This is a genomic window from Dyadobacter sp. CY312, assembly GCF_021390535.1.
In the GTDB taxonomy this organism is placed as follows: Bacteria; Bacteroidota; Bacteroidia; order Cytophagales; family Spirosomataceae; genus Dyadobacter.
On the sequence record NZ_JAJUXG010000015.1, the window covers coordinates 204,736 to 219,481 of the forward strand.

The window sequence follows — 14,746 nt, forward strand, 5'->3', positions numbered from 1 at the left end:
ATGAAAAGTTACATTGCCAAAAATTTACCAGGTAGAACTGTAAAGCTTGAAAATGGAGAAGAGTATCTCTGGTTCAGTGGAACAGACTACCTTGGAATGGGCCACAACGAAAACTTTCGTAGATTCTTAACCCAGGGTATTTCAGAGTTTGGCACCCATTTTGGTAGCTCGCGCAACAACAGTCTTCAGCTAAATATTTATACAGAAGCCGAAAAAGAACTGGCTGCCTTTGGCAAAGCACCTGCTGCTGTTACGCTGTCGTCGGGGATGTGGGCAGGGCAGATTTTGATGAAGGAAATTGAGAACATCATTACCAGTACAAACGCTGGTTATGAAAACATTCACTACCACTACGCTCCCAGCGTTCATCCTGCTATTCGTGGAAATCACTATTCAGCTTGCAGTACAAGCTGGGCAGATTGGGCAGCCAAAACACTTACAGATATCAGCAATGCATCCGACAGTGTTGTGCACATCATCTGCACCGATTCTGTGGGTTCACCTTGGGTTCAGAATTTTGATTTTTCTGTCTTCAATAACTTATCTGATCCAAAAGTCTGGCTGATTGTAGACGACTCTCATGGAATTGGAGCTACCGGTGAATACGGAGGGGGAATATATGCACAACTGCAACATTTACAGAAAACCAATGTAGTCGTGTGCGCATCGCTTAACAAGGGGATGGGAATACCCGCAGGAGTTATATTTGCTGACACCTCGGTAATAGATTATCTCAAAACTACGCCATGGTACTCCGGCGCGTCTCCGTGCGCACCGGCATATATTTTCGCTCTTAAGCAACTGCTTCTATCGCAAACCTACCAGCGGAATTATCTTCTTTTAAAAGAAAACATCAGGTATTTTCAAGATCAAACATTAGCTAACAGCATATTCACATCAATTGAAAGCTATCCCGTTTTTTGTAGTAAAAATCCTTTAATGTTCGATTATCTGCTAAACAACCGTATCATGACATCTCATTTCCCGTATCCCTCCCCTATTGATGAACCAGTGATGAGACTCGCAATATCAGCCATTCACACAAAAAAAGACCTCGACCGATTGGCCGAGGTCTGTATTCAGTTCAATCAAGAAAATTTATCTTAATCGTTACCCACATTGCCTCCTGAGGTTGCCAGGTTTTTCTCTTCCTGTATTTTCTCTCTTTCCACCTTTGCAGAAACAAAAATACTTACTTCAAAAAGCATAAATAATGGAATCGCAACCAGTATCTGACTGTAAATATCCGGAGACGGAGTGATGATCGCCGCCAGAATAAGAATCACAATCATTGCATGTTTTCTATACTCCCTCATAAATGCAGGTGTAAGTACGCCTACTTTTGAAAGAACAAATACTACCACTGGCAATTGGAAAGCAATTCCGCAGGCAAGAGTTAAAGTAGCTACAAGTGAAATGTAAGAAGCCAAACTAAACTCGTTGATAATGGACTCATCCAGTGTATAGTTTGCCAGAAAGTTGATTGCCAGGGGCGTTACAACATAATAGCCAAACAGCACACCCGAGAAGAAAAGGAACGTTACATAAAATACCGCTCCTCTGGCTGAACGTCTTTCCGAAGCTTTCAGACCAGGCTTTATAAAACGCCAGATTTCCCAGAATGCATACGGAAAAGCAAATATCAAACCGGCAATAAACGATGAAGTCATACTCATCGTAAAATTGTCTCCCATTCCAATAACCTGAAGCTTAAAATTCAAAGCTTTTACACATAATTCATCATATCCCACCTTATCGGCAAGTATACAAAGCATTTTATACGTCCAAAAGTCTGGCTGAGACGGCGCAATGATTACGTAGTGATAAATCTCTTTTATATAAACGAAAGCAATAATAGCAAACACCAAAATGGAACTTACTGCACGAATAACGTGCCATCTTAGCTCTTCAAGGTGCCCAATAAACGACATCTCGCCGCCTGAATCTTCTTCTTCGTTATCAAATTCCTGGTCTAAGGGCATACAATAAAATAAAAATAAGGTAGTTTAAATCTGCAATATCTGCTCAGACATCCAATCTATAAATGCCAGGCACAACCACCATTTGTTAAATGATCATTAAGCTTTATACGTGAAAACAGTCGGATAAGATCATTCCTGCTTTCAAAAGTCGAAATTACTCAAAAAAACCCGCCGGATTCTTTCGACGGGTTTTTTTAATATTGTTATAATGATGAATTTAATCCATCACAAATGGATAGTCATTTTCGACATAAACATCGGTATATGCCTCGCTTGCATCCGGGAAATCCGAATCCTCAGCAAATTGAACCGACTCAGCAACAATCTCTTTTACTTTCTTGTCAATTCCGTCTAATTCTTCCTCAGAAGCAAGTTTATTTTCCAGGATTACCGCACGGATTTGCTCGATCGGATCACGGTGTTTGTATTCTTCAACTTCTTCCTTAGAACGGTACTTCTGCGGATCCGACATAGAATGCCCACGGTAACGATAGGTACGGAATTCAAGGAAAGTAGGTCCTTCTCCTTTGCGCGCACGTTCAGCAGCACGTGCAACTGACTCGTGGATTGCCTCAACACTCATCCCGTCAACTGGCTCCGAAGGAATGTCGTAAGCTTCACCAAGTGTATAAAGCTCTGTAACATTGGATGAACGGGCTACCGAGGTCCCCATGGCATATCCATTGTTTTCAACAACAAAAATAACAGGCAGTTTCCAGGTCATAGCCATGTTAAGCGCTTCGTGAAAGGCTCCCTGACGAATTGCTCCATCACCGAAGTAACAGATACATACTTTACCTGTCTTGTTATATTTCTCAGCAAAAGCAATACCTGCACCAAGAGGTATTTGGGCGCCCACGATACCGTGTCCTCCAACAAAACCCACTTCTTTATCAAAAATGTGCATGGATCCGCCTTTCCCCTTGGTTGTACCCGTCTTCTTGCCATATAGCTCAGCCATAATAGCATTAGGACTGGTTCCAAGTGCCAATGGAATACCATGGTCACGGTAAGCCGTGATATACTTGTCACCTTTTGTCAAAGCACTTGCTGCTCCTGAAGAGCAAGCTTCCTGGCCTATGTAAAGGTGACAAAAACCACGTATCTTCTGCTGACCGTAAAGCTGTCCGGCTTTTTCTTCAAACCGACGCTGCAATAGCATATTCTCGAACCAGAACATATATTGTTCCTTCGGATGCTGTAATTTTTTTGGGGCTGATGCTTTCTTTTTTTCAGTAACGGTGGCCATGTATTTGGTTCTCGTTTATAAAGACAGAACTTTGTCTTCAAGTTAGTGGTTTGAACAGAGTCTGTTTTTTGCCGTACTCACGCAATGATCTGCGAAAATAAGCATAAACTATATAACAAAGAAGTTCATGTGGCTAGAAAAGCTCCATCTTACCTACTTTAAGAATTATGAGGAAGGTGCATTTGTCTTTGGAGCACATGTAAATTGCCTCGTTGGCGAGAATGGAAGCGGTAAAACAAACCTGCTGGACGCCATTTATTTCCTTACACTCACAAAAAGTGCCTTTCAAACTCAGGATGCATTAAGTATTCGTCATGAGGACGATTTTTTTGTTTTGGATGGAATATTTAAAGATTCCGAACGAAATATTCAGATCACATGCAGCTTTCAGCGTGGCCAGCGCAAAGTGTTTATGGCCGACAAAAAAAGTTATGAACGCCTGAGCGATCATATTGGTCTATTTCCCTTGGTACTTATTGCGCCAAATGATACCGATCTAATTCGCGACGGAAGCGAGGAGCGGAGGCGTTTCTTTGACGGGGTACTTGCGCAGGCAACTCCCGATTATCTTCAGGATTTTTTGCAATACAACAAAACGCTTACGCAGCGTAACGGTTTGCTTAAATTATTTGCTGAGCGAAATTACATGGACGACGACCTATTGGAAACCTATAACGAACCGCTCATTAACCTGGCTCTGAAAATTTACAGCTACCGCCGCAGTTTTATGGATCGGTTTCTTCCACTTTTCCGCAAATACTATGCGTTTATAAGCAATGAAAAAGAAAATGTAGAGGTGATATATGAAAGTGAGGTCGCTGCTCATGACTTCGCTATTGAATTCCGTAAAAACCTGACCCGCGACCTGCATGCGCAAAGAACCGGAAAGGGAATCCACAAAGACGATTATATATTTGAAATAGATGGCATTACATTAAAGAAATTCGGCTCGCAAGGGCAGCAAAAATCCTTTGTTATTGCCCTGAAACTAGCGCAATTTGAATTACTCAAGATTGAGAAAGAGAAGACACCGATTCTACTTTTAGATGATATTTTCGACAAACTGGATGACCGGCGTATCAACAAGCTTATTGAGCTGGTAGATACTGGTTTTCTCGGTCAGGTTTTTATCACCGACGCCAGACCGGAACGGTCAGCAAAAATTCTTGAAAAGGTAAAAGCAGATGTTCGCTTTTTTGAAATTGGCTAAACTTCTGATGTAACTCCGTAAAATTAAGTTTCAGGCACAGAGTTTCAGAATTTTAACGTCCCGCAAACTCTGTGCTGATAATAAATTGCTACTTTACTACATAATATTAAACATACTTAGCATCCAGATCCTTAGCCTCTGCTACAAATTCCTTTACCTTTTGCTCATCTTCTTTTTTGCAGATCATCAGCACTCCATCGTATTCAGCCACGATAAAACCGTCTAATCCATTGATTACGACAAGCTTATCGCTAGGCATTTTGATGATCGAGTTTTCGGTGTTATGTAAAATGAGATTACCTTCCGTTACATTCCGGTTTTCATCTTTGTCAGACACTTCATACAAAGACTTCCACGTTCCTAAATCCGACCAACCGAAGCTGCTTAAAACCACATGAACGTTATCCGCCTTTTCCATGATCCCATTATCAATAGAAATGCTTCCGCAGTGCTGATAGGCTTTCCCGATAAACGATTCTTCCGATTCTGAATAATAATGCGGATTTCCCTCTTCGAAAATCTCTGCAATATCAGGCAGAAATTGTCTTAAAGCCACCTTAAAAGAATTCACATTCCAGATAAAAATTCCGGCATTCCAAAGAAAATCCCCGCTATCCAGAAATTGTAGAGCGAGTTCCAGATGCGGCTTTTCAGTAAAAGATTTAACTTTTTTAACAGTAAGCTTGTCAGGAATATATTGGATGTAACCGTAGCCAGTATCAGGGCGTGTAGGCTGAATGCCCAATGTTACCAGAATATCCTCATTTCTTGCCGCTCCCAAAGCAATCCGGACCGTGTCACGAAATACATCTTCATTGAGTATAATGTGGTCTGCCGGCGCCACAATTACATTTGCATCAGGATTCCTTGCAGCAATTTTATAACAGGCATAAGCAATACACGGTGCTGTATTACGGCGGTTGGGTTCAAGCAAAATTTGCTCATCCTTCAAGGCCGGTATCTGTTCCTTAATTAGGTCCTTATATTCCTGACTGGTAACAATATAGATGTTTTCAACCGGGCAAACTCCTTCAAACCGATCAACAGTTTGTTGTAACAGCGTTTTTCCTGTACCCAGAACATCATGAAACTGCTTGGGGAAATTAGTGCGGCTAAATGGCCAAAACCTCGTTCCTACTCCACCAGCCATTATAATTACGTGTGTATCCTTCATTATGAATGCTAATCTAATATTGGTTACAATAAACTTCCGCAAAGCTAAGCATTATACATAAATAACCCGGGTTGCTGCCGGCGGATTCACTCCCAACAAAGTTGTAACCGACTCTTACTACATGTCCTTACTAATACACTAAATTACTACGACAAACTAGTTGATTATTGGATTTTACAGATATCAATACCTTCAAAATTATAATTTTTCAATATTTAAAGAAAAAATATAACAATTATAGATTTTGTAACTTTTTATTCTTTTAAATTGCCTTAACAACAGTCATCAATAAAAACCATGAAATCAATCGTATACCAAAAATGGTGCTGTATACTGCTCATGCTGCTATACAGCTCCTTGTCCATCGCACAAACAAAAATAGGAGGTACTGTTACAGAAGCCTCAACAAATGAACCGCTCATTGGTGTAAGTATTCAGGTGAAAGGAAAAGTAATCGGCTCCATCACCGACTCCAAAGGTAATTTTAGCTTTACAGTAAGCACTGCCCCGCCTTTTACGCTGGTTGTCTCTTCCGTTGGTTTTCAAACACAGGAAGTAGAAGTTGCAGGTGGGCAATCTGACTTCAAAATCAAACTTTCAGAGCAGGTCGTTCTGGGAAGTGAAATTGTTGTTTCTGCTTCAAGGGTAGAAGAAAACGAATTAAAATCGCCGGTTGCAGTTGAAAAAATGGACATACGTGGCATCCGTGAAACGCCCTCCACCAATTTTTATGACGCGCTTGCCAATCTTAAAGGAATAGATATGGCTACACAGGGTGTACTGTTCAAATCCATCAACATGAGAGGTTTTGGTAGTACAGGAAATCCCCGTACCGTACAAATGATTGACGGTATGGACAATCAGGCACCCGGACTGAACTTCCCGCTGGATAACATCATTGGCATGTCGGAACTCGATGTAGAAAGCGTTGAAATCTTACCCGGAGCAGCATCTGCCTTATACGGACCAAATGCTATTAATGGGCTCATTTTGATGAATAGCAAAAGCCCGTTTCTCTATCAGGGGTTGAGCGCTAATGTCAAATCGGGAATCATGCATGAATCCAGCCGTACAAAGGCAACCACACCATTTATCGATGGTACCATTCGCTACGCAAAAGCTTTCAACAACAAAGTTGCCTTCAAAGTAAATCTTTCTTATATAACAGCAAAAGACTGGGAAGCAAGAAATTACAGTAATCTGAATGCTGGTGGCAATGCAGACCCAAGACGTGGAGCTGGTACAAACCCGGATTACGACGGTGTAAACAGCTATGGCGATGAAGTGCAAACAAACATCAATGCAGTTGCCAAAACATTGGCTGCTGGTGGACTCATTCCTGCAAATGCGGTTGATTTAGTGCCAAATGCATTTGTAAGCAGAACGGGTTTTGAAGAAAAAGACCTGATCGACTACAAAACAAAAAGCTTTAAAGCAAACGCAGCCCTTCACTACCGCATAAATGATAAAATTGAAGCGGTAGCACAGGTAAATTATGGCTACGGAACTACGGCATATACTGCTACCGGCAGATACTCACTTCGTAATTTTAACCTGACTCAGGCAAAACTGGAATTGCGGGGAGATAATTTTACCGTTAGGGCGTACACCACTCAGGAACGTTCGGGAGATTCATATCTTGCGGGACTTGCGGCAGTATCTATGCTTAACGATTTCAAACCTCATGCAACCTGGTTTGGTCAATATACAGGTGCATTTGTACAAGCTCGTGCACAAGGCGCCACCGAGGCAAATGCACATTTAGCTGCACGAGGCGTAGCCGACCAGGGCATGCCGGTTCCGGGAACAGACTCCTACAATGCCTTGTTGGATAAATATCGAAATATGCCGATTGTAGATGGAGGTGGAGGCTTTACCGATAAAACCAACTTATACCACATCGAAGGATTTTACAATTTCAAGAATCAAATTAAGTTTATCGAACTTCTTGCAGGAGCCAATTACAGAATGTATCAGTTGCGTTCTGCAGGAACATTATTTGCAGATACCAAAGATGGCCGAGACGGGACGATCGGCATCAACGAGTTTGGTGCCTTTGTACAGGCTGGAAAAAGTTTACTAAACAATCACCTGAAATTGTCAGGATCCATCAGATATGACAAAAATGAAAACTTTGATGGTCAGTTCACACCAAGAGTATCGGCAGTAACCACATTTGGAGAACACAACATCCGTCTCTCGTACCAAACTGGTTTCCGTATTCCCACAACCCAAAACCAATATATCGATTTAAGAACACCATCAGCTACACTGATCGGAGGTTTGCCAGAATTTGACGCACGATACAACCTTGCCAACGGTATTTTAAGACAAAATCTGTCAGCAGAAAATATCCAGAAGACCATCGCCAGTGATCCATCAATCGTTGCAAGTGCAAGAGCATATGGCACAGCAGCAGTGACCCAGGCGGTAACAACAGCGGTGACCGAAAAAGTAAATGCAGCAGTGGCTGCCGGTCAAATTCCTAATGTTCCTGCCGTAATTCAGGGAGCTATAACTGCTGGTGTGCAAGGCGCCTTGCCGGGAGCATTGCAAGCACAATTACCGGGTTTAATTGCTCAGCTTGCCCCTGCTTTTGCATTGGCCAAACTTCCAAAATACCAGCCCGTCAAACTGAAACCAGAACGCATCGCAACGTATGAGATCGGTTATAAATCTGTTATCGCAAAGAAATTATTTATCGACGCTTACTTCTACGTAAGTCAGTATAAAAATTTGATTGGCGGAGCAGTTATTGTAGTTCCAACCGAAGCAGCAGCTCCCGGCTTGCCAATTGAATCCGGAATCGGAGTTGGAAAACGAAACGCTTATTCCAGAACAGTAAATACTTCAGAAACTATCAATGTTAGAGGGTTTGCACTTGGACTAAACTATGCGTTACCAAAGGGTTTCAATATAGGAGGAAATGTTGCCAACAACGAACTAACCGATTTTACTCCTTCACCTGAAGTACAGTATTCTCAGTTCAACACCCCTAAATATCGCTACAACCTTAGTTTTGGAAAGCGCATTACCAGTAGTAGTTTCTTTGGGTTCAATCTGGCTTACAGGTATCAACAGGCATTTTTGTGGGAATCAAGCTTTATCATACCGTCCTCAGATAACGTTCCTTTATTTGCAGACACAAAGGTTCCCGCGATCAGTAATCTTGATGCCCAGATTAGCATGAAAGTTCCTGCGATCAAATCGATTATTAAACTCGGAGGAACCAACCTGATCGGCAAATCTTACATTCAGGCCTATGGAAGCCCGAAAATCGGTTCAACCTATTATGTGTCGATCACATTTGATGAGTTGTTGAATTGAGGAGTTAAGAAGTTAGGGAAGTAAGAAGTCATAGAAGATATAGTCAGAAAAAAATGACCGGCGAAAATAAATCTGCCGGTCATTTTTACTTGTTATATTTTAATAAACTAAACTCCTATTTTCTTTAGGCTTTGTCTGGTTTCGGGAAAAGCTAATGCCCAAATGCCAATAGCTGATGGCTAAAAAAAGTCATTTACTTTGCTCCAAACGAAAGATCACCTGCATCGCCCAGGCCGGGAACAATGTAAAACTGTTCATTTAATTTCTGATCAACCACACCAAGCCAGAGTCTGCATTGCGGAATCCGGTTTTGCAAAAAATTAACTCCCTCAGGACAGGCAATTACAGAAGCGATGTGGGTTTGAGCGGGAATTCCGAATCGAAGCAGAGCATGGTATGCCTTTTCAAGAGAACTACCTGTGGCAAGCATCGGGTCTACCAAAATCAGCGTTTTACCAGTCAAATCCGGACTTGTTATATAATCCATTTCAACTTCAAACTCTTCATCATCACCAAGATTATGACCACGATAAGCACCAATAAAGGCATTGTCAGCATGATCGAAAATATTGAGAAATCCCTGATGCAAGGGAAGGCCTGCCCGTAGAATTGTTGCAAGAACCACCGGCTGAAGAAGTGATCTGGAAGGAGCAGTTCCTAATTGCGTTTCTACTTTTTCAGACCGGTAGGCTAACGTTTTCGAAATTTCGTAAGCCAGTAACTCTCCAATTCTTTCAATATTCCGCCTGAACTTCATTCTGTCTTTCTGAATATTTACATCACGAAGTTCTGCCAGATAGTGATCGGCAATGGAAGGTTTTTGAGAAAGTAAAAACATAAATTTGACAGTTTTTTAGACTACTTCATGCAAGATAATACAAATTCATTGACGTAATTTGAACCTCTAATTCAAAAAGTTAGAATTATAGGACTACACTATGCGAATAAAAGAATTTTAGCCATTATGAATCAACGATTTACTGAATTATCCAGATTCTTACTTATTCTTCTCATATCAGTATCATACGCACAGGCACAGAGTTCCTTTATTCCGCTTAATGATGATTATTACCACCTGATAGATCGCCTCGAAATTAAAAGAGGAAAGTTAAGCGAAGGTTTCCATAGCGCTGTAAAACCATTTGAAAGAAAAGCCGTTGTTGCCCTTACCGATTCTATTCTGAAAGAAGGGGATGTTGCATTAACCAGCAGGGATTGGGAGACCATTGATTATTTGCGCGAGGATAGTTGGGAATGGGCTCAAAAAATGGCTTCCACAGATTCAGCCCACTACAATAGACTTGCTCGGCTTGGATGGTTCAAATCCCCTCCGGCGGGTCAAAAAAGAAAATTCTGGGAACATGCTGCTGATCTGTACAGCATTCACAACAAAGACTTCGACCTCCATTTTAACTTTGTTACCACAAACTTTGTAGGAAAAGACAGCCAGACTAGTAAATCGCTATGGTTTACCGGACGTGGTGTTGAACTTCGCGGCATGATCGGTGATAAACTTGGATTTTACACCTTTGTGGCTGATAATCAGGGATTATTCCCTAAGTATGCAATGGATTTTGCTCCACAATATACTTTTCCGGGAGAAGGTCTTGCCAAAACTAGTGCCAGCAAAGGAACTATTGATTTCCTTACGGCCAGAGGTTATGTAACGTTCAAGCCCATAAAACAAATCAATGTTAAATTCGGGCATGACCATAATGTTTTTGGTAGTGGATTTCGCTCATTGATTTTGTCAGACAACAGTAGTCCTTATTTGTTTCTGCGTCTGGATACCCAGTTAGGTCGTTTTAAGTATACCAACCTGTGGACCAGCATGCTCAACAACGATGAGAGAGCCTGGAATAACGGCCTCCGGGGTAAAAAATTTGCTGCGGTTCACCATCTCAGTGTTAACCTGACTGACAAGATCAATATCGGGATATTTGAGGCGGAAGTTTTTAATCGTGATTCTGTTGGCGGTGGTTATGACCTTAATTACCTGAATCCAATTATATTTTACCGTTATGTAGAATCATATATAGGGAGCGAGGATAATGCGCTTCTTGGCCTAGACTTCCGTTGGCTTGTCGGCAAAAAAGCATCTCTTTACAGTCAGTTTGTATTGGATGAATTTCTTACCAAATACCTTTTTAACGGAAGCAAATCCTGGACAAACAAGTATAGCCTTCAGGTAGGTGGAAAATACGTGGATGCCTTTGGCATACCCGACCTCGATATACAGGCGGAGTATAATCTCGTGCGACCCTACACCTATTCTCATAAGGATGGAGGAAGAAACTATGCCCATTACGGTCAATCGCTGGCACACCCGCTCGGCGCCAATTTCCGTGAATTCATCGGAATCATCCGGTACAAGCCCACATCGCGGCTTTCTCTGTATGGTACACTTATGTTAGCTAATAAAGGAAGAGACCCGCACAATCAAAATTTTGGGGGAGATATTTCAAAAAGTTACGAGGACCGAACACAAATACCAGGTTATGAAAAGGGTTTTGGAAACCGCATCGGTCAGGGTATTACCACCAAAAATGTGTCGACCGATTTGCGGTTAAGCTACGCTCTTGCGCACAACCTTTTTGTAGATGGCCGGTACTTAATCCGTAATTTGAAATCGGATAATGCTGATTTTGCTCAAAAGTCCAACGTTTTCTCCATTGCGATACGTTACAATATGACATACCGTCAGCAAGCATTCTAAAACATTTCTACATCAGAAATTTGAATTTAATCCATTATTAAGCCCCGGACCAATTCATAAATATGGAAACAGACCCACATCAAATCCGTGATTTAATTCGCCTCGCTTTACTTGAAGATATTGGCGATGGCGACCATTCCTCTCTCTCTTCTGTACCAGCCGATGCGACCAAGCGGGCACATTTGCTTGTAAAACAGGACGGTATACTTGCTGGCGTAGAGGTTGCCCTGATCATTTTTGAAGAAACCGCACTTTTTTACAATGATCCTGCACTTAAAATTGAAGTGTTACTTCGGGACGGAGCGGCAGTCAAAAGAGGCGATGTGGTGTTAACCGCAGAAGGAAACGCAAGACTGATTTTAAAATCAGAAAGACTGGTACTCAACATCATGCAACGTATGAGCGGCATTGCAACTTATGCCAATCAGATGACAGACCTGATCAGCGACCTGCCGGTAAAATTACTCGACACCAGAAAAACTACACCCAATTTCCGCGTATTTGAAAAAATGGCGGTAAAAATTGGCGGAGCTGTAAATCATAGAATGGGGCTGTACGACATGATTATGTTGAAGGACAATCATGTTGATTATGCCGGAGGAATTGAAAAAGCGATTAACAGTGCAAATGCTTATCTGAAAGAAACCGGTAAAAAATTAAAGATAGAGATAGAAACCCGCAACCTGGAAGAAGTGAAGGAAGTACTTCGTGTGGGAAATGTAGACATCATTATGCTGGACAACTTTTCGATTGAAGGTTTGCGTGAAGCTGTTAAAGTAATCGGAGGACGATATGAGACCGAAGCTTCCGGAAACATAACTGAAAAAACTTTACGTGCAGTAGCCGAAACCGGGGTGGATGGTATATCGAGCGGTGCGCTGACGCACCAGGCACGAAGTCTGGATTTGAGTTTAAAAGCCTTTTAACCGCTAACTAAAACACAAAACGTATGCTGAAAATATACAAAGCGGCATACGGCTCAAATACCTTGAAGGGAAACCTTGCACTGAAATATTCATTGCTGGTTTCCCTTTTTTTCTTGTTCGCAGGAAAACTCAAAGCACAAAATCCTCCCAGACAGGAAATAGATATCAACCAGTTTATACAGACCTTGTTTCCTGTTCCATCCGAAGACTCCAATTACGAAGATCTCTACGAATCCCTATTTCAGCTCTACGCCAATCCGCTGGATCTGAACACAGCCAGCAGCGATGAGCTGGCTGCAACATTTATACTTACCAATCAGCAAATACAATCTCTTTTAGCCCATCGCGTAAAACTGGGACCGTTTATCTCGCTTTACGAATTACAATCGGTACCGGGTTTTGATCTGGCTACCATATATCGGCTCCTTCCATTTGTCACGGTCGAACCCAGACAAATGTCTCTTAAGCAAAGTCTTAAAAATCCCTCACAGCATTTTCTCATGCTACGCTCCGGTCGGCTTTTGGAACAACAAAAAGGTTTTTCAGAAATTGATACAACTTCCCGATCTACTTCACGGTACAAAGGCAATCCATTGTATGGCTACATCCGTTATCGTAACGCAAGGACCGGCGTTTACAGCTTCGGGTTAACCATTGAAAAAGATGCGGGTGAAAAGTGGTGGGAATGGAAACCGGGAAGACAGATATTCGGTCCTGATTTTAGCTCTTTTCATGCTCAGATTATGAACCGGAGAAAACTGAAAAATCTCATTATCGGCGATTTTCAGATGCAGGCAGGACAGGGCATGGTAATGGCCGCCGGATTTTCACTTGGAAAGGGCTCCGAGGTCATTCGTACTACATACAGAAGTACCCTTGGACTAAGGCCATATACCTCCGTATTGGAGGCCAACTTTTTCAGGGGTATTGCTGCTACTTACGCCATATCCAAACAAGTAGAGGTAACATCCTTTTATTCCCGAACACGAAGAGACGCCAGCATAGATGAAAATTCTGATGAAAACATGGTCTCATCGCTGCTCATTTCCGGTTACCACAGAACACCCGCCGAACGGGAAAAGCACAATACCATATCGGAGCAAAATATTGGTCTTCACGGGCTATATAAAATCCCATCTCAGAAAGGTCAGATTGGCATAACCCTTCTCAATACCAATTACGGTTCTTATCTTTTGAAAAAGGATGTGCCATATAATTTGTTTGAATTCAGAGGCAAGCACAATCTCACAACAGGAATACATGGCGATTACCGCTGGCAGAATTTCCACTTTTTTGGAGAAGGCGCACGATCCGGCAACGGAGGAAAAGGCGGCATTGCAGGGCTCATTGCGGGACTGGGAAAAACATTTGATTTCACCATGCTGCTGAGGCATTATGATAAAAATTTTCACACTTTTTACGGGAATTCGGTCAGTGAAGCAACGCGCCCGATTAATGAATCCGGGACATATTGGGGGCTGCGATATAGCCCGAATCGCCGCTGGCAGTTCAGTACCTATTACGACAGATTCAATTTCCCCTGGCTGAAATATCAGATTAATGCACCTTCGGGCGGATATGATATTTATTTACATGTATTGTGGAAACCCAACAAACGCTTTAATGCTTATGCTCTTTTTCATGAAAAACACAAACCGCATAATCTGCCCGAAGCGAATTCCGCTATATCTCCTGTTGCTGAATCAGTGCGAAGAAGTGCGCTGATCAATATAGAGTATGAAGTCCCGCTTCGCTTTTCTGTCCGAACCCGTTTACAAGGTGGAGATTTTGGATATAAAAAAAATACTTCTTCCAGAGGATTTACCATTCTTCAGGACATAACATGGAAATTTTCGCGCATAGAATTCAGCGGTAGATTTGCCTTTTTTGCAACCGATGACTATGACAGCCGCCAATATGTTTATGAAAAAGATATGTTATACGCTTTCTCATTACCAGCTTATTACGACAGAGGAACACGGCATTACCTCATGGCACGTTATAACTTATCAAAACACATGAAAGTATGGCTTCGATGGTCACAAACGCGATATTCCAGGCTGGAAACGATCAGTTCAGCTTTGAACGAAATTAAAGGAAATAAACGGAGTGAATTGAAAATGCAGGTCATGTACCAGTTTTGAATTCTTACTTTTGCGGTA

The 14,746-nt window shown here is 41.9% G+C and carries 10 protein-coding genes; 6 read left to right on the top strand and 4 right to left on the bottom strand.

All coding sequences use genetic code 11. The features are described 5' to 3' along the window. On the top strand, positions 1 to 1,107 hold the full coding sequence (locus LZG71_RS21980) for an aminotransferase class I/II-fold pyridoxal phosphate-dependent enzyme (protein ID WP_233824011.1): 1,107 nt from the start codon (positions 1 to 3) through the stop codon (positions 1,105 to 1,107). Here the strand turns inward: LZG71_RS21980 and tatC are convergent. Both tatC and pdhA read right to left on the bottom strand, forming a co-directional pair. After that, a complete protein-coding gene (gene tatC / locus LZG71_RS21985; RefSeq protein ID WP_233824012.1) occupies positions 1,104 to 1,982 on the bottom strand; it encodes a twin-arginine translocase subunit TatC in 879 nt (292 codons plus the stop codon). The genes LZG71_RS21980 and tatC overlap by 4 nt on opposite strands. Before the next feature lie 217 nt (positions 1,983 to 2,199). Then, entirely contained in the window at positions 2,200 to 3,231 is a 1,032-nt protein-coding gene (gene pdhA / locus LZG71_RS21990) for a pyruvate dehydrogenase (acetyl-transferring) E1 component subunit alpha (RefSeq protein WP_233824014.1), read from the bottom strand. Positions 3,232 to 3,358: 127 nt separating this feature from the next. Here pdhA and recF point away from each other — a divergent pair, with 127 nt between their 5' ends. After that, positions 3,359 to 4,441, top strand: coding sequence for a DNA replication/repair protein RecF (gene recF, locus LZG71_RS21995; RefSeq protein ID WP_233824016.1), 1,083 nt, complete (start codon positions 3,359 to 3,361; stop codon positions 4,439 to 4,441). A 106-nt stretch (positions 4,442 to 4,547) separates the two neighbouring features. Here the strand turns inward: recF and LZG71_RS22000 are convergent, their stop codons facing one another. Next, on the bottom strand, positions 4,548 to 5,615 hold the full coding sequence (locus tag LZG71_RS22000) for a mannose-1-phosphate guanylyltransferase (protein WP_233824018.1): 1,068 nt from the start codon (positions 5,613 to 5,615) through the stop codon (positions 4,548 to 4,550). Positions 5,616 to 5,912: 297 nt separating this feature from the next. Here LZG71_RS22000 and LZG71_RS22005 point away from each other — a divergent pair, with 297 nt between their 5' ends. Further along, a complete protein-coding gene (locus LZG71_RS22005; protein WP_233824020.1) occupies positions 5,913 to 8,942 on the top strand; it encodes a carboxypeptidase-like regulatory domain-containing protein in 3,030 nt (1,009 codons plus the stop codon). 193 nt (positions 8,943 to 9,135) lie between these two features. Here LZG71_RS22005 and upp read toward each other — a convergent pair whose 3' ends face one another. Next, the gene (upp, locus tag LZG71_RS22010; protein WP_233824021.1) at positions 9,136 to 9,780 is read right to left on the bottom strand and encodes a uracil phosphoribosyltransferase; all 645 of its coding nucleotides are present in this window, start codon (positions 9,778 to 9,780) and stop codon (positions 9,136 to 9,138) included. Between the two features lie 126 nt (positions 9,781 to 9,906). Between upp and LZG71_RS22015 the strand changes: the two genes are divergently transcribed. The 3 genes from LZG71_RS22015 (at position 9,907) to LZG71_RS22025 (ending at position 14,728) form a co-directional block, all read left to right on the top strand. After that, on the top strand, positions 9,907 to 11,658 hold the full coding sequence (locus tag LZG71_RS22015) for a capsule assembly Wzi family protein (RefSeq protein ID WP_233824022.1): 1,752 nt from the start codon (positions 9,907 to 9,909) through the stop codon (positions 11,656 to 11,658). Between the two features lie 62 nt (positions 11,659 to 11,720). Beyond that, positions 11,721 to 12,584, top strand: coding sequence for a carboxylating nicotinate-nucleotide diphosphorylase (gene nadC / locus LZG71_RS22020; RefSeq protein WP_233824023.1), 864 nt, complete (start codon positions 11,721 to 11,723; stop codon positions 12,582 to 12,584). A 23-nt stretch (positions 12,585 to 12,607) separates the two neighbouring features. Further along, positions 12,608 to 14,728: a helix-hairpin-helix domain-containing protein gene (locus tag LZG71_RS22025; protein WP_233824024.1), complete on the top strand. Its 2,121-nt coding sequence runs from the start codon at positions 12,608 to 12,610 to the stop codon at positions 14,726 to 14,728. Positions 14,729 to 14,746: the final 18 nt, after the last annotated feature.

Coding starts and splice junctions, on each gene's coding strand:
- LZG71_RS21980 (WP_233824011.1), top strand. CDS start 1: ATGAAAAGTTACATTGCCAAAAATTTACCAGGTAGAACTGTAAAGCTT.
- tatC (WP_233824012.1), bottom strand. CDS start 1,982: ATGCCCTTAGACCAGGAATTTGATAACGAAGAAGAAGATTCAGGCGGC.
- pdhA (WP_233824014.1), bottom strand. CDS start 3,231: ATGGCCACCGTTACTGAAAAAAAGAAAGCATCAGCCCCAAAAAAATTA.
- recF (WP_233824016.1), top strand. CDS start 3,359: ATGTGGCTAGAAAAGCTCCATCTTACCTACTTTAAGAATTATGAGGAA.
- LZG71_RS22000 (WP_233824018.1), bottom strand. CDS start 5,615: ATGAAGGATACACACGTAATTATAATGGCTGGTGGAGTAGGAACGAGG.
- LZG71_RS22005 (WP_233824020.1), top strand. CDS start 5,913: ATGAAATCAATCGTATACCAAAAATGGTGCTGTATACTGCTCATGCTG.
- upp (WP_233824021.1), bottom strand. CDS start 9,780: ATGTTTTTACTTTCTCAAAAACCTTCCATTGCCGATCACTATCTGGCA.
- LZG71_RS22015 (WP_233824022.1), top strand. CDS start 9,907: ATGAATCAACGATTTACTGAATTATCCAGATTCTTACTTATTCTTCTC.
- nadC (WP_233824023.1), top strand. CDS start 11,721: ATGGAAACAGACCCACATCAAATCCGTGATTTAATTCGCCTCGCTTTA.
- LZG71_RS22025 (WP_233824024.1), top strand. CDS start 12,608: ATGCTGAAAATATACAAAGCGGCATACGGCTCAAATACCTTGAAGGGA.